Source organism: Micromonospora sp. SH-82 (assembly GCF_051132485.1).
Taxonomy (GTDB): Bacteria; Actinomycetota; Actinomycetes; order Mycobacteriales; family Micromonosporaceae; genus Micromonospora.
In genome coordinates this window covers 5,401,455-5,424,738 of record NZ_CP148049.1, presented here as the reverse complement: position 1 = coordinate 5,424,738, position 23,284 = coordinate 5,401,455, and the positions used below count along the sequence as shown (strand labels likewise).

Genomic DNA, 23,284 nt, shown 5'->3' with positions numbered 1-23,284 from the left:
CGTGCCCGATCTGTCCGGGCGAGGATCGTAACGAGAGGACTGACCCCAGCCATGCCGATCGCTTTCGCATACACGTTGATCGTGTTGCTGGTCATCACGAGCGTGTTGCTCGTCCTGCTGATCCTGCTGCACCGAGGAAAGGGCGGCGGATTGTCGAGCATGTTCGGCGGTGGGGTCAGCTCCAGCCTGGCCGGGTCCTCGGTGGCGGAGAAGAACCTCGATCGCTACACCGTTCTGGTGGGCATCGTCTGGTTCGCCTGCATCGTCGGGTTGGGGCTCTGGCTCCGACTGCAGATGAACAGCGCCTGACCCAGGGTCTGAACGCGAACGAGGCCCCCTGCCGTAACCGGCAGGGGGCCTCGTCGTCTGTTCAACCCGCAGTGGTCTGCTCAGGCCGGGTGACGCAGGCGGGGCGGGACGTCGGCCGCCGCCGCCCGGTCCAGCAGCCAGAGGGTGCGGGACACGCCCTGCACCATCGCCGCCGGCAGCTGTCCCGAGCCGGTCCCGGCCAGGGCGGAGCCGACCGCCGAAGCCTTGTCCGCGCCCCCGGCGACCAACCACACCTCCTCGGCGCTGTTGATCGTCGGGAGGGTCAGGGTGGTCCGCACCGGCGGCGGCTTCGGGCTGTCCCGTACCGCGCTGACCGGGCGGCTGTCCTCCCGTACCGGGTGGTCCGGGAAGACCGAGGCGACGTGCCCGTCCTCCCCGACCCCCAGCAGCAGCACGTCGAAGTGGGGGAGCGCGCCGTGCCCGGCGCGGGCCGCCTCGGCCAGCTCCGCCGCGTACCGGGCGGCGGCGGCCTCCACGTCGTCGCCGTCGGGACCGTCGGCGGCCGGCATCGGGTGCACCCGGGCCGGATCCAGCGGCAGGGCGTCCAGCAGCGCCGCCCGGGCCTGGGTCTCGTTGCGGTCCGGGTCCCCGGCCGGCAGGAACCGTTCGTCGCCCCACCACACGTCCACCTTGGACCAGTCGACGGCGTGCCGGGCGGGCAGCTCGCCCACCGCCCGGTACACCGCCGCCGCGATCCGCCCGCCGGTCAGGACCACCGAGGCCCGACCCCGGTCGGCCTGCGCGTCGAGCAGCCTCACCACCAGTCGGGCCGCCACCGCCTGCGCCAACAGGTCGGCGTCGGCGTGTACGGCGACACTCGCCTCACTCATGCTCGGCCCTCGTCTTCCCATCGCTTCGCGATCATCGTCGACTCCACCCGGATCACCGTCACCCGTCCAACGCCGGACCGGCGTGGGCGGTGGCCTGGGCCTCGGTGCGCTGGGCGGTGGCCGGGTCCCGCCAGACGTGCACCCGCTGGGCGGGCCGGCGGTCCAGGCCGGTGAGCCCCGCCGAGGCCCCCAACGCCTCGGAGTAGACCTGGTCGGCGTCGAGCCGACGCAGTTCCTCGGCCAACTCGTCGCCGAGCGGACGGCGTACCAGCGGGAGTTGCCGGTCCTGACGTCCGGTACGGCGGAAGGTGGCCTGGCTCTCGTCCCGGGTCAGGGTCAGCTCGTCGCCGTTGGCGCAGCGCAGCTGCACCTCGCGCATCCGGGGGTAACCGTCGGTGGGCTCCCACCGGGGGGTGATCCCCAACCGGCTGCCCAGCCACCCGGCCATCAACGCGGCGGTCGGGTCGTTCGGCGGTGCGGTCACGATCGCCTCGGTGACCTCGGCCTGGGTGGTGTCGAACGCCCCGGCGACCAGGGTGCGCCACGGGGTGGTCCGGGTCCACGCCAGGTCGGTGTCGCCGGGGGCGTAGTCCCGGGCCCGCTGCCGCAGCGCCGCGATCGGTTCGGGGGACCGGGCGGAGTCGGTGATCCGCCGGTCGGCCACCACCCCGAGGAAGTCGGTGGCGATCTCCTCCGGGGGGTCCCCGTGCCACCAGGTCACCACCGGCACGTCCGGCACCAGCAGCGGCATCACCACCGACTCGGCGTGCAGGGCGAGCCGCCCGTACATCCGGGTCACGACCGCCTCGCAGGGGCCGAGTCGGCCGCCGACGACGATCTCCGCGTCCAGCCGGTCCCGGTTGCGCTCCACGTCGGAGCGGACCACCACCAGGAGCCGACACGGGTGGGCGGCGGCGGCGACGGTGGCCGCCGCCTCCGCCTCGCGTACCCGCTTCTCGTCGACCACGACGATCAGCGTCAGCGCCATGCCGCTGGCCACCCCACCCGCGTTGCGCCGCTCGGCGGCGAGCGCCTTGACCACCTCGTTGCCGGTGGTGTCCCACAGCCCGATCATGCTCGTCTCCAAGCCCGGCCCTCACGGGCCAGCATCTCGTCGGCCGCGCGGGGTCCCCACTCACCCGAGCGGTACGGCTCCGGCGTGGTGTTCTCCCAGGCCTCCACCAGCGGGTCCACCACCGCCCAGCTCTGCTCCACCTCGGCGGCGTCCGGGAAGAGGGTACGGTCGCCGATCAGCACGTCGAGCACCAGTCGCTCGTACGCCTCCGGGCTGGCCTCGGTGAACGCCTCGCCGTACTGGAAGTCCATGGCGATGTCGCGGACCTCCATGGTGGTCCCGGGGACCTTGGAACCGAACTTGAGGACCACGCCCTCGTCCGGCTGGACCCGGATCACCAGCTGGTTGTTGCCGAGCATCTCCATGTCGGTGGGGTTGAACGGCAGGTGAGGTGCCTTCTTGAACATGATGGCGACCTCGGTGACCCGGCGCGGCAGGCGCTTGCCGGCCCTGATGTAGAACGGCACCTCGGCCCAGCGGCGGTTCTGGATGCCGAGCTTGACCGCCACGTACGTCTCGGTGGTCGAGTCGGCCGGTACGCCGTCCTCGTCCCGGTAACCCACGGCGCGCTGACCGCCCACCCAACCGGGCAGGTACTGGCCGCGCACCGTGTCCCGGGTGACGTCCGCGGGGATGGTGATGGCGCGCAGGACCTTCAACTTCTCGGCCCGGATCTCGTCGGCGTCGAAGCTGGTCGGCTCCTCCATCGCCACCAGGGCGAGCAGTTGGAGCAGGTGGTTCTGCACCACGTCGCGGGCGGTCCCGACCGAGTCGTAGAACCCGGCCCGACTGCCGATGCCGACGTCCTCGGCCATGGTGATCTGCACCGAGTCCACGTAGTGCGAGTTCCACAGTGGCTCGAAGAGGTTGTTGGCGAAGCGCAGGGCGAGGATGTTCTGAACCGTCTCCTTGCCCAGGTAGTGGTCGATCCGGAAGACGTCCTGGGAGGTGAAGACGTCGTCGACCAGGTCGTTGAGTTCCTTGGCCGAGGGCAGGTCGTGCCCGAAGGGCTTCTCCACGACCACCCGTCGCCAGCCGCCGCACTTGGCGTTGTCCGCCATCCCGGTGCGGGCGAGCTGCTTGAGTACCACGGGGAAGGCGGCCGGGGGGATGGAGAAGTAGAACGCGGCGTTGCCGTGGATGCCGTGACTGTCCCGCAGGTCGTCGAGGGTCTGGGCGAGCCGGTCGAAGGCGGCGTCGTCGTCGAACGAACCACCGACGAACTTGACGTTGCCGGCCAACCGGGCCCACACCTCCTCCCGCCACGGTGTCCGGCTGTGTTCCTTTGCCGCGTCGTGGGCCAGCGACTCGAAGTCGCCGTCGGCCCAGTCGCGCCGGGCGAAGCCCAGCACCACGAAACCGGGTGGCAGGAGCCCCCGGTTCGCCAGGTCGTATACCGCAGGTAGCAGCTTTTTCCGCGCAAGGTCGCCGGTGACTCCGAAGATCACCAGAGCGCAGGGCTCCGGGATCCTCGGCAGCCGCCGGTCCTGGGGGTCGCGCAGCGGATTCACGCTGTCTCCTCGCTCCGCTCGTCTCACGTCGTTCATCGTCAGATGTTCAGCCGTGCGGCCGCGTCCAGTAGCTGGGCCACGCCCGCCACCCGGTCGGTCAGGTGCAGTCGCAGCACCGGCCGGTCCCGGCCGGTCAGCGCCGACCGGTCACCGGCGGCCTGCGCCGCCTGCAACCGGCCGAAGGTGTACGGCCGTCCCGGCACCGGCAGGTCGGTCCGGACCGCGCCGGTGAGTTGCAGATAGCTGCCCACCTGTGGGCCGCCCTTGTGGTACTGGCCGGTGGAGTGCAGGAACCGCGGCCCCCACCCGAAGGTGACAGGGCGCGCGGTGGTGGCGGCGAGCACCGCCCGCAGCCGGGCCACGTCGGCGTCGGCGACCCGGTCGAGGTACGCCATCACCGCCAGGTAGCCGTCGGCGTCGAGCCCCTCGACCAGGCCTCGTAGCACCCCCGTCAGGTCGTCGGGGGCACCTGCGGGGGCGTACACCTCGATCGCGCCCTCGGTGAACGAGGGCTGCTCCGCCGGCGGACCGGCGGTGAGGATCCGGTTGGTGTTCTCCTTGCTCTCGGCCACGTTCGGCTGGTCGAACGGGTCGACGCCCAGCACCACCCCGAGGATCGCGGTGGCGTACTCCCAGGCCAGGAAGTGCGCGCCCAACGGGCCGTTGACCGTCACGTCCGGTGTCGCGCCCCCGCCGGGGACCGCGTTCACCGCCAGGGACCCGCCGTAGGCCACGGCGAGCACGTCCGGGCCGGTCAGGCCGGGGCTGTCCGGTGACTCCACCACCACCGGCAGGACGCCCAGGCCGGACTTGCCGGTGGACTCGGCGAGCAGCTGTTCGGCCCAGTCGCCCAGCCCGTCGATGCCGGTGCCGTCGGAGACCAGGGCGATCTTGTCCCGACCGCCGGTGGCCGCCGCGCCCAACGCCGCGCCGAGGGCGAGCCCCGGGTTGTCGTGGTCCCGGGCGAAGGACTCGGCGAGCGCCTCCGCCTCGTCGAGCAGCCCGACCACGTCCACGCCGACCAACGCCGCCGGGACCAGCCCGAACGCGGTCAACGCCGAGTACCTCCCGCCGACCTGCGGGTCGGCGAGCACCACGATCGCGCCCATCTCGGCCGCCGTGTCGGCGAGCGGCGAACCCGGGTCGGTGACCACGACGAAGTGCCGGCCGGCCTCCGCCTCGCTCAACCCGGCGTCCAGGAACGCCTGCCGGTACGCCCGACGGTGGCTGTCGGTCTCGACCGTCGAACCGGACTTGCTGGCCAGCACCACCACCGTCCGTTCCAGCCGGTCGGCCAGGGCCGCCCGGACCTGGCCGGGGTCGGTGGTGTCCAGCACCGTCAACGACCGGCCGAAGGTCCGGGCGATCACCTCGGGTGCCAGCGACGACCCGCCCATCCCGGCGAGCACGACGTGGTCCAGGTCGGCCAGCTCGGCGGCCAGTTCGGCGAGCTGGGGGAGCAGGTCCCGGCTGCGCCGGAAGGTGTCCACCCAGCCCAACCTGGTCTCCGCCTCGGCCTGCGCCTCCGGACCCCACAGGGTCGGGTCCTTGGCCGCCAGCCTCGCCGGAACCCGGGCGGCGACGAGCGCCGCCCGGGTGGAGGCCGGCAGAGAGCGGTCCACCGCGTCGGCGCCGTGCACCGACAGTCCGGCAGCCGCCTCCACCGGCCCGTCCAGCAGATCCGTCATCCCTGCTTGCCCTTGGCGGCGGCGAGGTTGTCCCGCACCCCGTCGAGCAGCTCCTGCCAGGAGGCCTCGAACTTCTCCACGCCCTCACGCTCGAGGACGCCGATCACGTCGGACATGTCCACGCCCACCGCCGCGAGGGAGTCGAAGACCCCCCGGGCCGCGTCGTACGATCCGCTGATGGTGTCCGGCCGGGTCTCCCCGTGGTCGGCGTACGCGTCCACCACCGACGCCGGCATGGTGTTGACGGTGCCGGGGGCGATCAGCTGCTCGACGTAGACGACGTCCCGGTAGTCCGGGTTCTTCGTCGAGGTGGAGGCCCACAGCGGGCGCTGCGGGTGGGCACCGGCCTCGGCCAGGGCCTGCCACCGCGGCGAGGAGAAGACCTCGTTGTAGCGCTCGTAGGCGAGCTGGGCGTTGGCCACGGCGGCCTTGCCCAGCAGCGACTTCGCCTCGGTCGAGCCGATCTTCTCCAGGCGCTTGTCGACCTCGGAGTCGACCCGGGAGACGAAGAACGAGGCGACCGAGCCGATCGTGGACAGGTCGTGGCCGTTGGCCTTCGCCTGCTCCAGACCGGCCAGGAAGGCCTCCATCACCTGCGAGTACCGGTCCAGGCTGAAGATCAGCGTGACGTTGACGCTGATCCCCTCGGCGAGGGTGGCGGTGATCGCCGGCAGGCCCGCCTCGGTGGCCGGGATCTTGATGAACAGGTTGGGCCGGTCGACCAACCACCACAACGCCTTGGCCTCGGCGACGGTCTTCTCGGCGTCGTGGGCCACCCGCGGGTCCACCTCGATGGAGACCCGACCGTCGACCCCGGCGCTGCCGTCGTACGACGGGCGCATCACGTCACAGGCCCACCGCACGTCGTACGTGGTGAGCATCCGGACGGCCTCTTCGAGGTCGACCCCCCGGGTGGCGAGGTCACGCAGCTGCCAGTCGTACTCGGCGGCGTCCCCGAGCGCCTTGGCGAAGATCGTCGGGTTGGTGGTCACGCCGGCCACGTGCTTCTCCCGACGCAGCTGGTCCAGCCCGCCCGAGCTGAGCCGCACCCTCGAGAGATCGTCGAGCCAGACCGCCACGCCCGCTGCGGTCAGCTCACCCAGTCTGTCCGTCATGCTGCTCACGCTCCCTCAGTTGCCGGTGGTGAAACCGGTGATGTCGCCCTGTCGGGTCAACGCCGCGTGCGCGGCGGCCACGACCCGGTCGGGCGTGAATCCGAACTGCTCGAAGAGCACCGAGTGCGGGGCGCTGGCACCGTAGTGCTCCAGGCTCACGCACTCGCCGCCGTCGCCGACGATCGCCCGCCACGACATCCCGATGCCGGCCTCCACGCTGACCCGGGCCTTCACCGCGCGCGGCAGGACGGTCTCGCGGTACGCCTCGTCCTGCTCGAAGAACCACTCCTGGCAGGGCATGGAGACGACCCGGGTGGGGGTGCCGTCGGCTTCGAGGCGCTCCCGCGCGGTCAGGCAGATCTGCACCTCGGAACCGGTGCCGACGAGGATCACCTGCGGCTTGCCGGTGGAGGCCTCGGCCAGCACGTAGCCACCCTTGGCGACGCCCTCGGCGCTGCCCAGGGTCGACCGGTCCAGGGTCGGCAGCGCCTGCCGGCTCAGCGCCAGGGCCGTCGGCCGGTCGGTGTGCAGCAGCGCCTGCCGCCAGGCCCAGGCGGTCTCGTTGGCGTCCGCCGGGCGGACCACGTCCAACCCGGGGATGGCCCGCAGCGCGGTCAGGTGCTCCACCGGCTGGTGGGTCGGGCCGTCCTCGCCCAGCCCGATCGAGTCGTGCGTCCACACGTAGGTCACCGGCAGCTTCATCAGCGCGGCGAGCCGGACCGAGGGGCGCATGTAGTCGCTGAAGACCAGGAACGTGCCGCCGTACGGGCGGGTGCCGCCGTGCAGGGCGATGCCGTTGAGGATCGCGCCCATGGCGTGCTCACGGATGCCGAAGTGCAGGGTCCGGCCGTACTCGTGACCGGGGAAGCCCTTGGTGGCGTGCACCGCCGGGACGAACGACGGCTCGCCCTTCATCGTGGTGTTGTTGCTCTCGGCCAGGTCGGCCGAGCCGCCCCAGAGCTCGGGCAGGACCGGGGCGAGCGCCTCCAGGACCTTGCCGGAGGCGGCCCGGGTGGCGACCCCCTTGGCGTCGGCGGGGAAGGTCGGCAGCGCGTCGGTCCAGCCGTCGGGCAGGACCCGGCCGGTGAGCCGGTCGTGCAGCGCCCGGCGCTCCGGGTCGGCCTCGGCCCAGGTGGCGTACGCCTGGTCCCACTCCTGCTGGGCCTGCTCGCCCCGGCCGACCACCTGCCGGGCGTGGCCCAGGACCTCCTCGTCGACGGCGAAGGTGACGTTGGGGTCGAAGCCGAGGACCTGCTTGGTGGCGGCGACCTCGTCGGCACCGAGGGCAGAGCCGTGGATCTTGCCGGTGTTCTGCTTGTTCGGCGCGGGCCAGCCGATGATGGTGCGCAGCGCGATGAACGAGGGACGCGTGGTCTCCGCCTTGGCGGCCAGCAGCGCCTCGTACAGCGCCTCGACGTCCTCGTGGTAGTCGCCCTGGTCGGCGTCCCCGGCCCGCCAGTCGACGGTCTGGACGTGCCAGCCGTACGCCTCGTACCGGGCGGCGACGTCCTCGCTCATGGCGATCCGGGTGTCGTCCTCGATCGAGATCTCGTTGTCGTCGTAGATCAGGGTGAGGTTGCCCAGCTGCTGGTGCCCGGCGAGCGCGCTGGCCTCGTGGCTGATCCCCTCCTGGATGTCGCCGTCGGAGGCGATGCACCAGATCCGGTGGTCGAAGACCGAGGTGCCCGGCTCGGTGTCCGGGTCGAGCAGGCCGCGCTCGCGGCGGGCCGCCATCGCCATGCCGACGGCGTTGCCCACGCCCTGACCGAGCGGACCGGTGGTGGTCTCCACGCCCGGGGTGTGGCCGTGCTCGGGGTGACCGGGGGTCAGCGAGTCCCACTGCCGCAGCGCCTTGAGGTCGTCCAGGCCCAGCGGGTATCCGGAGAGGAAGAGCTGGATGTAGAGCGTGAGACTGGAGTGGCCGGCCGACAGGACGAACCGGTCGCGTCCGCCCCAGTTCGGGTCGGTCGGGCTGTGCCGCATGACGCGGTTGAACAACAGGTAGGCCGCGGGCGCGAGGCTCATCGCGGTGCCGGGGTGACCGTTGCCGGACTTCTCCACGGCGTCGACCGCGAGCACGCGGGCGGTGTCCACGGCCCGGCGGTCGAGGTCGGTCCAGTTCAGTGTCGGGTGCTCGGGTCGGTTGACAGCCACGTTGTCTGTACTCCTCGGTCGGCGGAACCCTCGGTCATGACCCTATCGAGCGGATCTAAACCTCCGCCTGCGGATCTGCGCACGGTTCGAGGTACGGGACACACCCGTGCGGCGTTCACCGCGGACTGTGACGGCCCGCACCGTTGTCGGGTCGCCCGGGCAGCGAAAACGACGACGCGTAGTCTGTCGTTCGGTGTGTGGCTCCGAGTCGAGCCCGACCGGACCGATCCTCCGCCGATGCCGGAAGGTGGCAATCCGTGAGCATGATCACCGAGCGCCCCGTCAGTAAACCTGCCGGGCCCCCGCCGGTGCGGACGGAAGGTGCGCCGCCGGTCACCAAGCGTGACGTACGGGCGGTCGTCGCGGCCTACGTCTCGCTCACCAAGCCCCGCATCGTCGAGCTGCTGCTGGTGACCACGGTGCCGGCGATGATGCTCGCCGCCGGTGGGCTTCCCTCGCTGTGGTTGATGGCTGTGGTGCTGGTCGGTGGGGCGTTGGCCGCCGGTGCGGCGAGCGTGCTCAACTGCTACATCGACCGGGACATCGACCAGTTGATGCGCCGGACGAAGCGGCGTCCCCTGCCGGCGCACACCGTGTCCCCGCGCAGCGCGCTCATCTTCGGGCTGGTGCTGGCGACGGTGTCGGTGGTGTCGATGGCCGTCTTCACCAACCTGCTGGCCGCCGGGCTGACCCTGGCCGCGATCCTCTACTACGACGTGGTCTACACGCTCTGGTTGAAGCGGACCACGGCGCTGAACACCTTCTGGGGTGGGGCGTGCGGGGCGGCCCCGGTGTTGATCGGCTGGGCCGCTGTCACCGGCTCGCTGGCCGCCGAGGCCTGGGTGCTGTTCGCTGTCGTCTTCTTCTGGCAGATGCCGCACTTCTACCCCCTGGCGATGAAGTACAAGGCCGACTACGCCCGCGCCGGGATCCCGATGCTGCCGGTGGTGGCCTCGCCCCGGCGGGTCAACGCCGAGATCGTGATCTTCGCCTGGCTGACCGTCCTGACCTCCCTGGCGCTCTGGCCGCTGGGCATGAGCCCGATCTACGGTCTGCCCACCCTGGTGGTCGGTGCGATCTTCGTGATCGAGGCGCACAAGCTCGCCGGTCGGGTGACCCGGGGCGAGGCGGTCAAGCCGATGCGGCTGTTCCACTGGTCGACGACGTACCTGACCATCGTCTTCGGCGCGGTCGCCCTGGACGCCCTGATCTGACGTGGCCCGGGGCCCGACCGTCAGGTCGGGTCCATTACCGCAGCTTTGTGTCGGATCCATGTCATCGGTCAAGATTCTGGCGATTTTTCGAGACCGACGTGCCCGGGTATATCAGGAAAATTCCGGCGAATCGGGCGGCGAAATGGGTAAACCTCTTCGTAATCGGCATCACAAATAGTTCATCGTTCTCGCACAAGCGAGTGGAAGTCTGCTTAGGCTTCGCGTCATGGCAGAAGGTTCCGATACAACCCTGACCGCCGAGCAGACCGCGGTTGAACACGCCCCCAACGGGGTGGTCGCCAGCCTCCGGTCCTTCGCCGCCGAGCACGGCGGTGCGAAGGCGGTCATCGAGTACGTCGGCAAGCGCGGAGCCCGGATCGTCCTGGTCGGCTCCGACGGGGCCTGGGGCGACCAGTTCACCGACGACACGGGTGTGGCCCGGCAGGCCTGTGCGACGGCGGGCGTGCCGGTGGAGAACGCCTGGGAACGTGAACTGATGGACCAGATGCGGCCGAGCAACGACCTGTGGCGCTCGATGGCCCGCCGGACGTTGGCCCGCTGATCCGCGAAGCGTGACCGTCCATCACCAGCCGGCCCGGGGGAGACCCCGGGCCGCTCTCGTGGCCTGACCCGCCGCTGCGGTCGGGGTCGGGCGGGTCAGGCGGCGGCCGGTACCGGGGTCTCGGACCGCGCCGCCGACGTGGTCGGGTCGGCGCTCTCGGGGGCCACCGGACGGCGTTCCCGGGTGGACCAGAGCATGTTCAGGGTGGCGATCAGGACCAGGCAGGAACCGACCATGTGCGCGCCGACCAGGAGTGCGGGCAGATCGGTGAAGTACTGCACGAACCCGATCACACCCTGCCCCAGCTCCACCGCGACCAGGATGACGGCGGCCCGGGTGGCCTGGGCCGCACCGACCGCGCGGAAGGCGAACACCAGCCCCACGGAGAGCCCGACCAGCAGGAAGACCCCGTCGGCGTGCAGCTGGGAGATGTTCTCCGGGTCCAGGCCGTTGCGGGCGGCACCGTGGTCGCCCGCGTGCGGTCCGCTGCCGGTGACCCAGGTGCCGACCACCAGGACCGAGGCGCTGACCGCGGTGGTCAGCCGGGCCAGGGTCCGCAGCGGCCCCGGCACCGTCGGCACCACCGGGCCGTCCGGGTCCTTGATCCGTCGCCACAGCGCGTACGCGACCGCGATGACCACCATCGAGGCGAGGAAGTGCAGCCCCACCACCCACGGGTTGAGGTCGGTCAACACGGTGATCCCGCCGAGCACCGCCTGCGCCGGGATCCCGGCGAGCACCCCGAGGGCCAGGGGCAGCAGCCCCCGCCGTCGGGGCCGGTGCAGCAGCACCGCGACCACCACGGCGAGGGCGATGGCCCCCACGGCGAAGGTGAGGAGCCGGTTGCCGAACTCGATGACCCCGTGGATGCCCATCTCCGGCGTGCTGGTGTACGACTCGTCGGTACACCGGGGCCAGGTGGGGCAGCCGAGGCCGGAGGCGGTCAGGCGGACCAGCCCACCGGTGCCGACGATCCCGACGTTCGCCACGATCGACGCGAAGGCCAGGCGGCGCAGCAGGGTGGTGGAGACCGGGAACCGGGCGGCAAGCGTCACACCACGAATCCTACGCAACGTAGTTGTCGGTCCTGGAGCGGCTCCGGTGTCCCGGTGGTTCGGATCACCCGGACCCGAGTTTGCAGGGCCTCCGGGAAATACGTAACGTTGGCGTTGTGAAAAACGCGGCGGCGCTGAACAGGCACCCACCGACGGCCGGTCCGGCCGCCGGTGCACCGGTGTCGGCGTCGTCGACCCCGGACGCCGGGGCCGCCCCGGCGGACGTCTCCACCCGTGACCGGGTCACCCGGTTGCTGCTGGAACAGGGCGCGACCACCGCAGGTCAGCTCGGCGCCGCGCTCGGGCTCAGCTCGGCGGCCATCCGTCGGCACCTGGACGCGATGCTCGCCGACGGTGACGTGACCGCCCGGGAACAGACCGTCCGGGGGCACCGGGGCCGGGGCCGACCGGCAAAGGTCTTCGGGCTCACCGACGCGGCCCGGGTCCGCTGCGGCACCCACCACTACGACAACATGGCCACCGCCGCGCTGCGCTGGATCGCCCGTACGGGTGGTTCCACCGCCGTCGAGGCGTTCGCCGCGGACCAGGTGGCCGCCCTGGAGGCGCGCTGCCGTGGTGCCATGGAGGACGCCGGTGCCGATCCGCTGGCCCGTGCCGAGGCACTGGCCACCGCGCTGACCGCAGAGGGATACGCTGCGAACGCGACAACGATCGCCTCGGGCGGGCAACTGTGCCAGCACCACTGCCCGGTGGCGCACGTGGCCGCCGAGTTCCCCCAGCTGTGCGAGGCCGAGACCACGGTGATCTCCCGTCTGGTCGGCACCCACGTGCAGCGCCTGGCCACCATCGCGCACGGCGACGGGGTGTGCACCACGCACATCCCCACCCAGCCGGGGCGCGCCCAGTCCGGTAAGACCGTCTCCACTGTGAGGACAGATAGATGACCGAGCAGATCGTCCAGCCCCTGACCCAGGAGGAGCAGCTCGCCGCCCTGGGCAACTACGAGTACGGCTGGGCCGACCCGGACGTCGCCGGGTCCGTCGCCCAGCGCGGCCTCAACGAGGCGGTGGTGCGCGACATCTCGGCCAAGAAGAGCGAGCCGGACTGGATGCTCGACCTCCGGCTCAAGGGTCTGCGGCTGTTCGGCCGTAAGCCCATGCCCTCCTGGGGTGCCGACCTCACCGGCATCAACTTCGACAACATCAAGTACTTCGTCCGGTCCACGGAGAAGCAGGCCGCCAGCTGGGAGGACCTGCCCGAGGACATCAAGAACACCTACGACCGGCTGGGCATCCCCGAGGCGGAGAAGCAGCGCCTCGTCGCCGGGGTGGCCGCCCAGTACGAGTCCGAGGTGGTCTACCACAAGATCCGTGAGGACCTGGAGGAGCAGGGTGTCGTCTTCCTCGACACCGACACCGCCCTCAGGGAGCACGAGGACATCTTCAAGGAGTACTTCGGCACGGTGATCCCGGTCGGCGACAACAAGTTCGCCGCCCTGAACACCTCCGTCTGGTCCGGTGGGTCGTTCATCTACGTGCCGAAGGGCGTGCACGTGGAGATCCCGCTCCAGGCGTACTTCCGGATCAACACCGAGAACATGGGCCAGTTCGAGCGGACGCTGATCATCGTCGACGAGGGCGCGTACGTGCACTACGTCGAGGGTTGCACCGCCCCGATCTACTCCTCCGACTCGCTGCACAGCGCGGTCGTGGAGATCATCGTGAAGAAGAACGCCCGGTGCCGGTACACGACCATCCAGAACTGGTCGAACAACGTCTACAACCTGGTCACCAAGCGCGCCGTCTGCCACGAGGGCGCGACCATGGAGTGGATCGACGGCAACATCGGCTCCAAGGTGACGATGAAGTACCCGGCGGTCTACATGACCGGCGAGCACGCCAAGGGCGAGGTGCTCTCGGTGGCGATGGCCGGCGAGGGCCAGCACCAGGACGCCGGCGCCAAGATGGTGCACGCCGCGCCGCACACCTCCTCGACCATCGTGTCCAAGTCGATCGCCCGGGGCGGCGGCCGGACCTCGTACCGGGGGCTGGTGCAGGTGCTGGAGGGCTCCCACCACAGCGCCAGCACCGTCAAGTGCGACGCCCTGCTGGTCGACACGATCTCCCGGTCGGACACCTACCCGTACGTCGACATCCGTGAGGACGACGTGTCGATGGGGCACGAGGCGACCGTCTCCAAGGTCAGCGAGGACCAGCTCTTCTACCTGATGAGCCGGGGCCTGAGCGAGGACGAGGCGATGGCGATGATCGTGCGCGGCTTCATCGAGCCGATCGCCAAGGAACTCCCGATGGAGTACGCCCTGGAGCTCAACCGCCTGATCGAGCTGCAGATGGAGGGCGCGGTCGGCTGAGGCCACCGTCCGTCCGGCGGGCCGCGCTCCGGCTCGGCCCGCCGTCCGCCCATTTCGACACCGTCGACACGGAACAGACCAAGGAAGAGATGACCACTCAGGCTTCCGCGCCGCCCAGCACCAAGTCGCAGGCGCTCCGCTCGTACGACGTCGCCGACTTCCCGGCCCTGACCGGCCTGGAGGAGGAGTGGCGTTTCACCCCGCTCAAGCGGCTGCGCGGGCTGGTCGGTGCCGACCCGTCCGGCACCGGCACGGTCCGGCACGCGTACGGCGCGCTGCCCGCCGGGGTCACCGTCACCCGGATCGGCTCCGACGACGCCCGGGTGGGCAGCGTGCTCACCCCCGTCGACCGGGTCAGCGCCCTGGCGTACGGCGGCGCGGACGGTGCCCTCCTGGTCTCGGTGGACCGAGAGGCCGTGGTCGACGAACCGGTGACCCTGCAGGTCGTCGGGGAGGGCGCCGACGGGCTGGCCTTCGCACACACCGTCGTCGAGGTGGGCCGGTTCGCCGAGGTGACCCTGGTGGTGGAGCACGTCGGGTCGGCGACCCTCGCCGACAACGTCGAGGTGACGGTGGCCGACGGGGCGAAGCTGACCCTGGTCACGGTGGCCGACTGGGCCGACGACGCGGTCCAGGCCCAGCACCTGAAGGTGCGGCTGGGACGGGACGCGTCGGTGTCCCACGTGCAGGTGACCCTCGGTGGTGACCTGGTCCGGCAGTACACGACGGTGGAGTACACCGACCGTGGTGGCGAGGCGGAGCTGTACGGCCTCTACTTCGCCGACTCCGGTCAGCACCTGGAGCACCGGCAGCTGGTCGACCACACGGTCCCGGACTGCCGCAGTCACGTCGGGTACCGGGGTGCCCTCCAGGGCGAGCAGGCGCACACCGTCTGGGTGGGTGACGTGCTGATCCGGGCCGAGGCGACCGGCACCGAGACGTACGAGATCAACCGGAACCTGCTGCTCACCGACGGCGGGCGGGCGGACTCCGTACCCAATCTGGAGATCGAGACCGGCGAGATCGCCGGTGCCGGACACGCGAGTGCCACCGGTCGGTTCGACGACGAGCAGCTGTTCTACCTGATGGCCCGGGGTATCCCGGAGGCCGAGGCGCGTCGCCTGGTGGTCCGTGGCTTCTTCGCCGAGCTGCTCAACAAGATCCCTGTCGAGTCGCTGCGCGAGCGGCTCGGTGCCGCCGTCGAGGACCGCCTCACCGGCGGGACGAGCGAGTTCGCGGGCCGCCCGGTCGCGGACGCAGCCGAGGTCGGTGCCTGAGATGATCCGGATCTGTTCGACCGAGGACGTACCGAAGGGGACCGCGATCAGCGCGGACGTCGACGGCACCAAGGTCGCCGTGGTGCACACCGACGACGGTTTCCACGCCGTCCACGACGAGTGCTCGCACGCCTCGGTCGCCCTCTCCGAGGGGGAGGTCGAGGGGTGCACGCTGGAATGCTGGCTGCACGGATCCCGTTTCGACCTGCGGACCGGTGAGCCGACCGGGCTCCCCGCGACCGAACCCGTACCCGTCTACCCCGTCGACGTCCGCGACGGCGACATCTACGTCAGCCTCACGCCGAGCAATGGAGTGACCCGATAATGAGCACCCTGGAGATCCGCGACCTGAAGGTGTCGGTCAAGCTGCCCGAGGGTGAGCTCAAGCCGATCCTGGCCGGTGTCGACCTGACCGTCCGGTCCGGGGAGACCCACGCCATCATGGGCCCGAACGGCTCCGGCAAGTCGACGCTGGCGTACTCGATCGCCGGCCACCCGAAGTACGAGATCACCGGCGGGTCGGTGACCCTCGACGGGACCGACGTGCTGGCCATGTCGGTCGACGAGCGGGCCCGCGCCGGGCTCTTCCTGGCCATGCAGTACCCGGTCGAGGTGCCCGGGGTGTCGGTGGCGAACTTCCTGCGGACCGCCAAGACCGCCGTCGACGGCGAGGCCCCGAAGCTGCGTACCTGGGGTGGCGAGCTGCGGGGGGCCATGGAGCGCCTCCAGATGGACCCGGCCTTCGCCCAGCGCAACGTGAACGAGGGCTTCTCCGGCGGTGAGAAGAAGCGGCACGAGATCGTGCAGCTGGAGCTGCTCAAGCCGAAGATGGCGATCCTCGACGAGACCGACTCCGGCCTCGACGTGGACGCCCTGCGGGTGGTCAGCGCGGGCGTCAACCGGATCCGCGAGACCGGCGACACCGGTCTGCTGCTGATCACCCACTACACCCGGATCCTGCGCTACATCAAGCCGGACCACGTGCACGTCTTCGTCGCCGGCCGGATCGTCGAGGAGGGCGGCCCGGAGCTGGCCGACAAGCTCGAGGAAGAGGGCTACGAGCGTTACGTCGCCGGGGCCGGTTCGGCGCGGGCATGACCTCACTCGCGATCCCGGAGGGCATGCCGCAGTACGCGGACCTGCCCCGCCTCGACGTGGCCCGGGTGCGCGCCGACTTCCCGATCCTGGACCGGGAGCTCAACGGGCACCCGTTGGTCTACCTCGACAGTGCGAACACCTCGCACAAGCCCCGCCAGGTGCTCGACGTCCTCGCCGAGCACTACGCCCGGCACAACGCCAACGTGTCCCGGTCGGTGCACACCCTGGGCACCGAGGCGACCGAGGCGTACGAGGGGGCACGGGCCAAGATCGCTGCGTTCGTCAACGCGCCCAGCGTGGACGAGGTGGTCTTCACCAAGAACTCCACCGAGGCGATCAACATCGTGGCGTACGCGTTCTCCAACGCCTCGATGCAGCCCGACGCCGACCCCCGGTTCCGGCTCGGCCCCGGTGACGAGATCGTCATCTCCGAGATGGAGCACCACTCGAACATCGTCCCGTGGCAGCTGTTGGCCGAGCGGACCGGCGCGACCCTGCGGTGGTTCCCGGTGACCGAGGCCGGCCGGCTGGACGAGTCGGGCCTCGACGACCTGGTCAACGAGCGCACCAAGCTGGTGTCGCTCGTGCACGTGTCGAACATCCTCGGCACCGTCAACGCCACCTCCCGGATCACCACGCGGATCCGTGAGGTGGGGGCGCTGCTGCTGCTGGACTGTTCGCAGTCGGTGCCGCACATGCCGGTGGACGTGGTGAACCTCGACGCCGACTTCGTCGTCTTCACCGGGCACAAGATGTGCGGTCCCACCGGTGTCGGGGTGCTGTGGGGTCGGGGCGAGCTGCTCGCCGCCATGCCCCCGGTGTTCGGCGGCGGGTCGATGATCGAGACCGTGTCGATGGCGGGTTCGACGTACGCCGCGCCACCGGCCCGGTTCGAGGCGGGTACCCCGCCGATCGCCGAGGCGGTGGCGCTCGGCGCGGCGGTGGACTACCTCACCGGCCTGGACATGCGGGCGGTGCAGTGGCACGAGAAGGAGCTGACCGCGTACGCGCTGGACGCCCTGGCCACCGTCCCCGAGCTGCGGATCTTCGGGCCGGCGGTGCCGGTGGGTCGGGGTGGGACGATCTCCTTCGCCCTCGGCGACGTGCACCCGCACGACGTCGGGCAGGTGCTCGACTCCCTCGGGGTGCAGGTCCGGGTCGGTCACCACTGTGCGAAGCCGGTCTGCACGAGGTTCGGGGTGCCGGCGATGACCCGGGCGTCGTTCTACCTCTACACCACCACCGAGGAGATCGACGCGTTGGTGGGTGGCCTGGAACAGGTGCGGAAGGTGTTCGGCTGATGCAGTTGGACCAGCTCTACCAGGAGATCATCCTCGACCACTACAAGCACCCGCACGGTCGGGGGCTGCGGGACGCCGAGGCACCCGACGACCGGGTCGCCGAGGCGCACCACGTCAACCCGACCTGCGGGGACGAGGTGACCGTACGGGTGGCCACCGACGGCGAGGTGCTGCACGACGTCTCGTACGACGGCCTGGGCTGCTCGATCAGCCAGGCCTCGGCGAGCGTGCTGCACGAGCTGCTGCGCGGCCGGGACGCTGGCGAGGCGTTCGCCGTTCATCAGGCGTTCGTCGAGTTGCTGTCCAGCCGGGGCCAGGTGGAGCCGGACGAGGACGTCCTCGGCGACGGGGTGGCGTTCGCGGGTGTGGCCCGTTACCCCGCCCGGGTCAAGTGTGCGCTGCTGCCGTGGATGGCGTTCAAGGACGCCGCGGCGCGCGCCGGTGTGGGTGCCAATTCGACGGAGGTGAAGGCATGAGCAGCGAGAACACCGCGACTGCGGCGACGCCGGAGGCGGGCGAGGGCGCTGTGACGCCGGCGACCGGCGCACTGGCGACCGAGGAGACCACGCCGGCCGGTGAGCCGGCCGCCGAGGCGGGCACTGCGCCGGCCGGTGGCGGGGCGAAGGCGAACCTCGCCGACGTGGAGGAGGCGATGAAGGACGTCGTCGACCCGGAACTGGGCATCAACGTGGTGGACCTGGGTCTGGTGTACGGCGTGCACGTCGACGACGACAACATCGCCACCATCGACATGACGTTGACCTCGGCGGCCTGTCCGCTGACCGACGTCATCGAGGACCAGGCCCGGTCGGCGCTGACCACCGGGCCCGGCGGGGGACTGGTGAAGGACATCCGGATCAACTGGGTCTGGCTGCCGCCGTGGGGCCCGGACAAGATCAGCGACGAGGGTCGGGACCAGCTGCGTACCCTCGGGTTCAACGTCTGACCCGGCGACCCGCACGGACGTCCGCCGAGCGCGCCACCCCACCGAGGGTGGCGCGCTCGGCGTCTCTCCGGCCGGGTCGAGCGTCGGGCCGGGGGTGTGCGTCGGCTCGCCGGTGGTGCCGGTGACGGTGCGCGTCTCGCCCGGGGGCGCCGACCGTCTATGGCGTGAGGCTTGCCACCTGCGGGAATGCCGGGAAAAGCGAGAAACTTGTCCCGGACGTGATGTCGGCTATTCCGATAGGGAATAGCGTCGATCTGACCGGGAGGACCCATGGCAACCACACCCGATCTGCCCACCCCGCTCGTCTCCACCGAGTGGCTGGCCGAACACCTCGACGACCCGAACCTGCGGATCCTCGACGCGACGGTGCACCTGGCCCCGCCGACCGAGGCGGGCGGCCAGTGGAGCCAGAGCTCCGGGAAGCCGGAGTACCTCGCGGCGCACATCCCGGGGGCGGCGTTCGCCGACATCATCGACGACCTCTCCGAGCCGGACGGCGCGTGGCTGACCAAGCCGTCGCCGGAGCGGTTCGCGGCAGCCGCCGGTCGGCTGGGCATCGGACCGGACACCACCGTCGTCGTGTACGCCGTCAACGTCTTCTGGGCCACCCGGGTCTGGTGGCTCCTGCTCGCCAACGGCTTCGACAACGTGGCAGTCCTCGACGGCGGCCTCGGCAAGTGGACCGCCGAGGGTCGGCCGACCCGCTCCGGCGAGGAGACCTACCCGCCGGCCCGGTTCGTGGGTACCCCCCGGCCGGAACTCTTCGCCGAGCTCGACGAGGTCAAGCAGGTGGTGGAGAGCGGCAGCGGAGCCTGCCTGATCCACTCCCTGTCGCCGGAGGACTACCACGCCACCGAGACGATCAACTACCCGCGCCCCGGCCGGATCCCGGGCAGCCGCAACGTCTTCGTCGCCGCCCTGCTCGACCCGGCCGACGGGACGTTCCGGTCGGTTCCTGAGCTGCGGGAGCTCTTCCAGGACGTCCAGGCACAGCCGGGGCGGAAGGTCACCTACTGCGGTGGGGGGATCGCCGCCACCGGGGACGCCCTGGCCCTGCGCCTGCTCGGCGAGACCGACGTCGCTGTCTACGACGGCTCGCTGATGGAGTGGACCAGCGACCCCTCCCTGCCGCTCGAGGTGGGCTGACCGGGTCCCGGGACCCCGGGGTGGCGGTGTGTGCGGGGGACGGCTGGGCGGGACCCGTCGGGTGAGGTGACGTACCGTCGGGAGATGTCCAGTCGACAGGCTGCCGGGGGCGGCCGGTGGGTCGAGGTCGACCCGGCGCGCGTGGTCCGTTGGGTCGACGGCTTCGCCGACCGGCACGGCCCGCCCACCACCACCCCCCTCGGGTACGGATTGCTCCTCACCGCCCCGGACGGCGCGACCGCCGAGGTCCACACCCCGCCGGGTGCCCGCCCCGCCCCGGACGTCCCCGGGCTGGCGGGCAGCGCTGCGGCCCCCCGCCGGATCGCTCTCCTCCTGGCCCGCAAGGGAGCGGTCGCGGTGGGCGTCGCCCACGGGGACGATCTCGTGGTCTCCAAGGTGGACACCCGGTACGTGCAGGGGCGGACCGCCGCCGGGGGGTGGTCCCAGCAGCGGTTCGCCCGTCGCCGGGACAACCAGGCCAAGGCCGCCCTGGCCGACGCCGCCGACTCGGCGGTGCGACTCCTGCTGCCGGAGGTGTCGACCCTCACCACCCTGGTCTGCGGTGGGGACCGGCGGGCGGTGGACCTCGTCCTGGCCGACCGTCGCCTCGCCCCGCTGGCCGCACTGCGCGCCGACCGGCTGCTCGACGTCCCCGAACCCCGGCACGCCGTCCTGCTCGCGGCGATCCCCGCCGCCCGGGCCGTCCACGTCCTGGTCCGCGACCCCGCCTGAGCCCCGGCTCTACGGTCGAGAAGGGTCCCTTCTCGACCGTAGGCGTCGAGAAGGGACCCTTCTTTCCCCGAGGGGGTCAGATGGCGCCGGAGAAGGTGTCGCACTGTCGGGGGTCGCCGGTGGAGTGGCCCCTGGTGAACCAGTCGCGGCGCTGGGCGGAGGAGCCGTGGGTGAACTCGTCCGGGTTCACCGGGCGGTTGGCCCGCTCGGAGATCGCGTCGTCGCCGATTCGTTCGGCCGCGTCGACGGCCTGCCGGATGTCCTCCTCGCCGATGCTGGTGAAGATCCGCTGCCCCTGGTCGTCGGCCGTCCCGGTCGCGTTGCGCGCCCAGGCCCCGGCGTAGCAGTCGGCCTGCAACTCCAGGCGTACCGACAGGTCGTTGGCGTTGCCGGGGTCACGTTGCTGCTGACGGCGGACCTGCTCGTTGGTGCCCAACAGGTTCTGCACGTGGTGGCCGTACTCGTGGGCCAGGATGTACGGCTGGGTGAACTCACCGGCCGCGCCGAGCTGGTCGGCCATCACCCGGTAGAAGCTCAGGTCGATGTAGACCTGGCTGTCCGCCGGGCAGTAGAACGGCCCGACGCCGGAGTCGGCCCGGCCGCAGCGGGTGTCGACGGCCTGCTCGAAGAAGACGGTCCTGGTCGGGGTGTACTGCTGGCCGAAGGCCTGGGGGAGGGCGGTCCGCCAGTACGCCTGGATCGAGTTGACGTAGAGGGTGTTGCGGCAGTCGAGCTGCTGGAGGGCGTCCTCGGCCGAGCACCGCTGTTCCAGGCCCCGGTTGTCTCCGGTGGCCTCTCCGCCGCCGTCGAAGGCCGCGTTCAGCCCGAAACCACCGCCGACCAGGGCGATGACCAGCATGACGGCGAGACCGACGAGGCCGCCCGGCCCTCGACCGATCGGGATGGGGATGCCACCGGCCCGTCCGCCACCACCGGATCCCCGCCGGTCGTCCACCTGGCTGGTGTCGATCCGCGCGTTCTCGTTCAGCTCCATGTCGACCCCTGATCGCCGATCTGACCGCAAGGACGTTCCGGTACCGGACCCGGCCCGTACCGACCTCGTATCGAGATCGGTGTCGGTACCGCCGCTCCCGGTACCCGATGATCTTGCCCGGTAATCCGGACGAACGGTTTACCGACGCCCGGTACACTTGTCGGGTGCTGCTCTGCGAAGGCTGAACCGCCCCCGCCGACGGGCCCCACGGCTCGCCGGCGGTTTCGCGTGCCCCGAGTCAGCCCTTCCGGACCCCGAGAGCGAGTTTCCCCGAAATGATCACTGCCACCGGCCTGGAACTGCGTGCCGGATCCCGGATCCTGCTGTCCGACACCACGCTGCGGGTGCAGCCGGGTGACCGGATCGGCCTGGTCGGCCGCAACGGTGCGGGCAAGACCACCACACTGAAGGTGCTCGCCGGTGAGGGGCAGCCGTACGCCGGTCAGCTCGATCGGCGCAGCGCGATCGGCTACCTCCCGCAGGACCCCCGTACCGGTGACCTGGAGGTGACCGGCCGGGACCGGGTCCTCTCCGCCCGGGGTCTCGACGTGCTGATGTCCCAGATGTCGGAGTTGGAGGCCCGGCTCGCCGAGGACACCGACGAGAAGCTGGTCCGTCGCTACGGCGTCCTGGAAGACCAGTTCGCCGCCCTCGGCGGGTACGCGGCCGAGGCCGAGGCGGCGCGGATCTGCGCCAACCTGGGGCTGCCCGACCGGGCCCTGGCCCAGACCATCGGGACCCTCTCCGGCGGGCAGCGTCGCCGGATCGAGCTGGCCCGGATCCTGTTCCGGGACGCGGGGGAGGACGGTGGGGGCATCCTCCTGCTCGACGAGCCCACCAACCACCTCGACGCCGACTCGATCACCTGGCTGCGCGGCTTCCTCGCCAACCACAAGGGCGGCCTGATCGTCATCTCCCACGACGGGGACCTGCTGGACGCGGTGGTCAACAAGGTCTGGTACCTCGACGCCATCCGCAGCGTCGTCGACGTCTACAACCTCGGGTGGAAGGCGTACCTGGCGGCGCGGGAGACCGACGAGCGGCGACGTCGCCGGGAGCGGGCCAACGCCGAGAAGAAGGCCGGGGCGCTGAAGGCCCAGGCCGACAAGATGCGGGCCAAGGCCACCAAGACCGTGGCGGCGCAGAACATGGCCCGCCGGGCGGAGCGGCTGCTCTCCGGGTTGGAGGAGGTCCGCGTCGCCGACAAGGTGGCGAAGGTCCGCTTCCCGAACCCGGCGGCCTGCGGCAAGACCCCGTTGACGGCGACCGGGCTGTCGAAGTCGTACGGATCGTTGGAGATCTTCACCGACGTGGACGTGGCAGTGGACCGGGGCTCCCGGGTGGCCATCCTCGGCCTCAACGGCGCCGGGAAGACCACCCTGCTGCGGATGCTCGGTGGTCTGCTCCCACCGGACACCGGTGGGGTGCACGCCGGGCACGGGCTGCGGCTGGGCTACTACGCCCAGGAACACGAGACCCTCGACGTCCAGCGGACCGTGCTGGAGAACATGCGGGCCGCCGCGATCGAGCAGACCGACACCGAGCTGCGAAAGATCCTCGGCGCGTTCCTCTTCTCCGGCGAGGACGTGGAGAAGCCGGCCGGTGTCCTCTCCGGTGGGGAGAAGACCCGGCTCGCCCTGGCCACCCTGGTCTGCTCCGGCGCGAACGTCCTGCTCCTCGACGAGCCGACGAACAACCTCGACCCGGTCAGCCGGGAGCAGGTCCTCGACGCGATCGCCCGCTATCCCGGGGCCATCGTGCTGGTCACCCACGACGCGGGGGCGGTCGCCGCGCTCAAGCCGGACCGGGCGATCCTGCTTCCCGACGGCGACGAGGACGCCTGGAGCGACGACCTGCTGGAACTGGTCGAGCTGGCCTGAACCGACCGGCGGGCGGTCGCCGGGAACGTCACTCTATCGGGTAC

The 23,284-nt window shown here is 71.1% G+C and carries 22 protein-coding genes; 14 read left to right on the top strand and 8 right to left on the bottom strand.

Annotated elements, in window-relative coordinates; all coding sequences use genetic code 11:
• Positions 1–51 precede the first annotated feature (51 nt).
• Positions 52–309: a preprotein translocase subunit SecG gene (gene secG / locus WHN02_RS23780; protein ID WP_350894961.1), complete on the top strand. Its 258-nt coding sequence runs from the start codon at positions 52–54 to the stop codon at positions 307–309.
• Positions 310–389: 80 nt separating this feature from the next.
• Here the strand turns inward: secG and pgl are convergent, their stop codons facing one another.
• Genes pgl through tkt form a run of 6 tightly spaced genes read right to left on the bottom strand, consistent with a single transcriptional unit; the run spans position 390 to position 8,703 of the window.
• Positions 390–1,160 (bottom strand): 6-phosphogluconolactonase, encoded by a 771-nt coding sequence (gene pgl / locus WHN02_RS23775; protein WP_434740909.1) that lies wholly within the window; start codon positions 1,158–1,160, stop codon positions 390–392.
• Positions 1,161–1,218: 58 nt separating this feature from the next.
• Entirely contained in the window at positions 1,219–2,235 is a 1,017-nt protein-coding gene (locus tag WHN02_RS23770) for a glucose-6-phosphate dehydrogenase assembly protein OpcA (RefSeq protein ID WP_434740908.1), read from the bottom strand.
• Complete coding sequence (gene zwf, locus WHN02_RS23765; RefSeq protein WP_434740907.1) at positions 2,232–3,782, bottom strand: glucose-6-phosphate dehydrogenase; 1,551 nt, start codon at positions 3,780–3,782, stop codon at positions 2,232–2,234. Before zwf ends, WHN02_RS23770 begins: the two co-directional genes overlap by 4 nt.
• 2 nt (positions 3,783–3,784) lie before the next feature.
• Positions 3,785–5,434, bottom strand: a complete 1,650-nt coding sequence (locus WHN02_RS23760) for a glucose-6-phosphate isomerase (RefSeq protein ID WP_434740906.1) — start codon at positions 5,432–5,434, stop codon at positions 3,785–3,787.
• Complete coding sequence (gene tal / locus WHN02_RS23755) at positions 5,431–6,549, bottom strand: transaldolase (RefSeq protein WP_434740905.1); 1,119 nt, start codon at positions 6,547–6,549, stop codon at positions 5,431–5,433. The genes WHN02_RS23760 and tal overlap by 4 nt, the downstream gene beginning before the upstream one ends.
• 15 nt (positions 6,550–6,564) lie before the next feature.
• Positions 6,565–8,703, bottom strand: coding sequence for a transketolase (gene tkt / locus WHN02_RS23750; RefSeq protein WP_434740904.1), 2,139 nt, complete (start codon positions 8,701–8,703; stop codon positions 6,565–6,567).
• A gap of 257 nt (positions 8,704–8,960) precedes the next feature.
• Between tkt and WHN02_RS23745 the strand changes: the two genes are divergently transcribed.
• Together WHN02_RS23745 and WHN02_RS23740 are read left to right on the top strand one after the other, a co-directional pair.
• Positions 8,961–9,917, top strand: coding sequence for a heme o synthase (locus WHN02_RS23745; RefSeq protein ID WP_434740903.1), 957 nt, complete (start codon positions 8,961–8,963; stop codon positions 9,915–9,917).
• Positions 9,918–10,143: 226 nt separating this feature from the next.
• A complete protein-coding gene (locus tag WHN02_RS23740) occupies positions 10,144–10,479 on the top strand; it encodes a hypothetical protein (protein ID WP_434740902.1) in 336 nt (111 codons plus the stop codon).
• Positions 10,480–10,574: 95 nt separating this feature from the next.
• Here the strand turns inward: WHN02_RS23740 and WHN02_RS23735 are convergent, their stop codons facing one another.
• Complete coding sequence (locus WHN02_RS23735) at positions 10,575–11,552, bottom strand: COX15/CtaA family protein (protein ID WP_434740901.1); 978 nt, start codon at positions 11,550–11,552, stop codon at positions 10,575–10,577.
• A gap of 98 nt (positions 11,553–11,650) precedes the next feature.
• Here WHN02_RS23735 and WHN02_RS23730 point away from each other — a divergent pair, with 98 nt between their 5' ends.
• The 10 genes from WHN02_RS23730 (at position 11,651) to WHN02_RS23685 (ending at position 20,366) form a co-directional block, all read left to right on the top strand.
• Positions 11,651–12,439, top strand: coding sequence for a helix-turn-helix transcriptional regulator (locus tag WHN02_RS23730; protein WP_434740900.1), 789 nt, complete (start codon positions 11,651–11,653; stop codon positions 12,437–12,439).
• Entirely contained in the window at positions 12,436–13,866 is a 1,431-nt protein-coding gene (gene sufB, locus WHN02_RS23725) for a Fe-S cluster assembly protein SufB (protein WP_350894951.1), read from the top strand. The genes WHN02_RS23730 and sufB overlap by 4 nt, the downstream gene beginning before the upstream one ends.
• An 89-nt stretch (positions 13,867–13,955) precedes the next feature.
• Entirely contained in the window at positions 13,956–15,143 is a 1,188-nt protein-coding gene (gene sufD, locus WHN02_RS23720) for a Fe-S cluster assembly protein SufD (RefSeq protein WP_434740899.1), read from the top strand.
• 1 nt (position 15,144) lies between these two features.
• On the top strand, positions 15,145–15,468 hold the full coding sequence (locus WHN02_RS23715; RefSeq protein ID WP_350894949.1) for a bifunctional 3-phenylpropionate/cinnamic acid dioxygenase ferredoxin subunit: 324 nt from the start codon (positions 15,145–15,147) through the stop codon (positions 15,466–15,468).
• Positions 15,468–16,241 carry a Fe-S cluster assembly ATPase SufC gene (gene sufC / locus WHN02_RS23710; RefSeq protein ID WP_434740898.1) on the top strand — a complete coding sequence of 258 codons (774 nt, stop codon included), beginning with the start codon at positions 15,468–15,470 and terminating at the stop codon, positions 16,239–16,241. Before WHN02_RS23715 ends, sufC begins: the two co-directional genes overlap by 1 nt.
• Entirely contained in the window at positions 16,238–17,542 is a 1,305-nt protein-coding gene (locus tag WHN02_RS23705; RefSeq protein WP_434740897.1) for a cysteine desulfurase, read from the top strand. Before sufC ends, WHN02_RS23705 begins: the two co-directional genes overlap by 4 nt.
• Positions 17,542–18,018, top strand: coding sequence for a Fe-S cluster assembly sulfur transfer protein SufU (gene sufU / locus WHN02_RS23700; RefSeq protein WP_350894946.1), 477 nt, complete (start codon positions 17,542–17,544; stop codon positions 18,016–18,018). Before WHN02_RS23705 ends, sufU begins: the two co-directional genes overlap by 1 nt.
• Positions 18,015–18,488 (top strand): metal-sulfur cluster assembly factor, encoded by a 474-nt coding sequence (locus WHN02_RS23695; protein ID WP_434740896.1) that lies wholly within the window; start codon positions 18,015–18,017, stop codon positions 18,486–18,488. Before sufU ends, WHN02_RS23695 begins: the two co-directional genes overlap by 4 nt.
• Positions 18,489–18,758: 270 nt before the next feature.
• The gene (locus WHN02_RS23690) at positions 18,759–19,634 is read left to right on the top strand and encodes a sulfurtransferase (protein WP_434740895.1); all 876 of its coding nucleotides are present in this window, start codon (positions 18,759–18,761) and stop codon (positions 19,632–19,634) included.
• A gap of 84 nt (positions 19,635–19,718) precedes the next feature.
• Complete coding sequence (locus WHN02_RS23685) at positions 19,719–20,366, top strand: acVLRF1 family peptidyl-tRNA hydrolase (RefSeq protein WP_434740894.1); 648 nt, start codon at positions 19,719–19,721, stop codon at positions 20,364–20,366.
• Between the two features lie 76 nt (positions 20,367–20,442).
• Here the strand turns inward: WHN02_RS23685 and ypfJ are convergent, their stop codons facing one another.
• The gene (gene ypfJ / locus WHN02_RS23680) at positions 20,443–21,360 is read right to left on the bottom strand and encodes a KPN_02809 family neutral zinc metallopeptidase (protein ID WP_434740893.1); all 918 of its coding nucleotides are present in this window, start codon (positions 21,358–21,360) and stop codon (positions 20,443–20,445) included.
• A gap of 275 nt (positions 21,361–21,635) precedes the next feature.
• Between ypfJ and WHN02_RS23675 the strand changes: the two genes are divergently transcribed.
• Positions 21,636–23,240 carry an ABC-F family ATP-binding cassette domain-containing protein gene (locus tag WHN02_RS23675; protein ID WP_434740892.1) on the top strand — a complete coding sequence of 535 codons (1,605 nt, stop codon included), beginning with the start codon at positions 21,636–21,638 and terminating at the stop codon, positions 23,238–23,240.
• The last annotated feature ends 44 nt before the right edge of the window (positions 23,241–23,284 follow it).

Excerpts from the sequence above, each read along its gene's own strand:
- secG (WP_350894961.1), top strand. The coding sequence starts at position 52 with ATGCCGATCGCTTTCGCATACACGTTGATCGTGTTGCTGGTCATCACG.
- pgl (WP_434740909.1), bottom strand. The coding sequence starts at position 1,160 with ATGAGTGAGGCGAGTGTCGCCGTACACGCCGACGCCGACCTGTTGGCG.
- WHN02_RS23770 (WP_434740908.1), bottom strand. The coding sequence starts at position 2,235 with ATGATCGGGCTGTGGGACACCACCGGCAACGAGGTGGTCAAGGCGCTC.
- zwf (WP_434740907.1), bottom strand. The coding sequence starts at position 3,782 with ATGAACGACGTGAGACGAGCGGAGCGAGGAGACAGCGTGAATCCGCTG.
- WHN02_RS23760 (WP_434740906.1), bottom strand. The coding sequence starts at position 5,434 with ATGACGGATCTGCTGGACGGGCCGGTGGAGGCGGCTGCCGGACTGTCG.
- tal (WP_434740905.1), bottom strand. The coding sequence starts at position 6,549 with ATGACGGACAGACTGGGTGAGCTGACCGCAGCGGGCGTGGCGGTCTGG.
- WHN02_RS23740 (WP_434740902.1), top strand. The coding sequence starts at position 10,144 with ATGGCAGAAGGTTCCGATACAACCCTGACCGCCGAGCAGACCGCGGTT.
- sufB (WP_350894951.1), top strand. The coding sequence starts at position 12,436 with ATGACCGAGCAGATCGTCCAGCCCCTGACCCAGGAGGAGCAGCTCGCC.
- sufD (WP_434740899.1), top strand. The coding sequence starts at position 13,956 with ATGACCACTCAGGCTTCCGCGCCGCCCAGCACCAAGTCGCAGGCGCTC.
- WHN02_RS23715 (WP_350894949.1), top strand. The coding sequence starts at position 15,145 with ATGATCCGGATCTGTTCGACCGAGGACGTACCGAAGGGGACCGCGATC.
- sufC (WP_434740898.1), top strand. The coding sequence starts at position 15,468 with ATGAGCACCCTGGAGATCCGCGACCTGAAGGTGTCGGTCAAGCTGCCC.
- WHN02_RS23705 (WP_434740897.1), top strand. The coding sequence starts at position 16,238 with ATGACCTCACTCGCGATCCCGGAGGGCATGCCGCAGTACGCGGACCTG.
- sufU (WP_350894946.1), top strand. The coding sequence starts at position 17,542 with ATGCAGTTGGACCAGCTCTACCAGGAGATCATCCTCGACCACTACAAG.
- WHN02_RS23695 (WP_434740896.1), top strand. The coding sequence starts at position 18,015 with ATGAGCAGCGAGAACACCGCGACTGCGGCGACGCCGGAGGCGGGCGAG.
- WHN02_RS23690 (WP_434740895.1), top strand. The coding sequence starts at position 18,759 with ATGGCAACCACACCCGATCTGCCCACCCCGCTCGTCTCCACCGAGTGG.
- WHN02_RS23685 (WP_434740894.1), top strand. The coding sequence starts at position 19,719 with ATGTCCAGTCGACAGGCTGCCGGGGGCGGCCGGTGGGTCGAGGTCGAC.
- ypfJ (WP_434740893.1), bottom strand. The coding sequence starts at position 21,360 with ATGGAGCTGAACGAGAACGCGCGGATCGACACCAGCCAGGTGGACGAC.
- WHN02_RS23675 (WP_434740892.1), top strand. The coding sequence starts at position 21,636 with ATGATCACTGCCACCGGCCTGGAACTGCGTGCCGGATCCCGGATCCTG.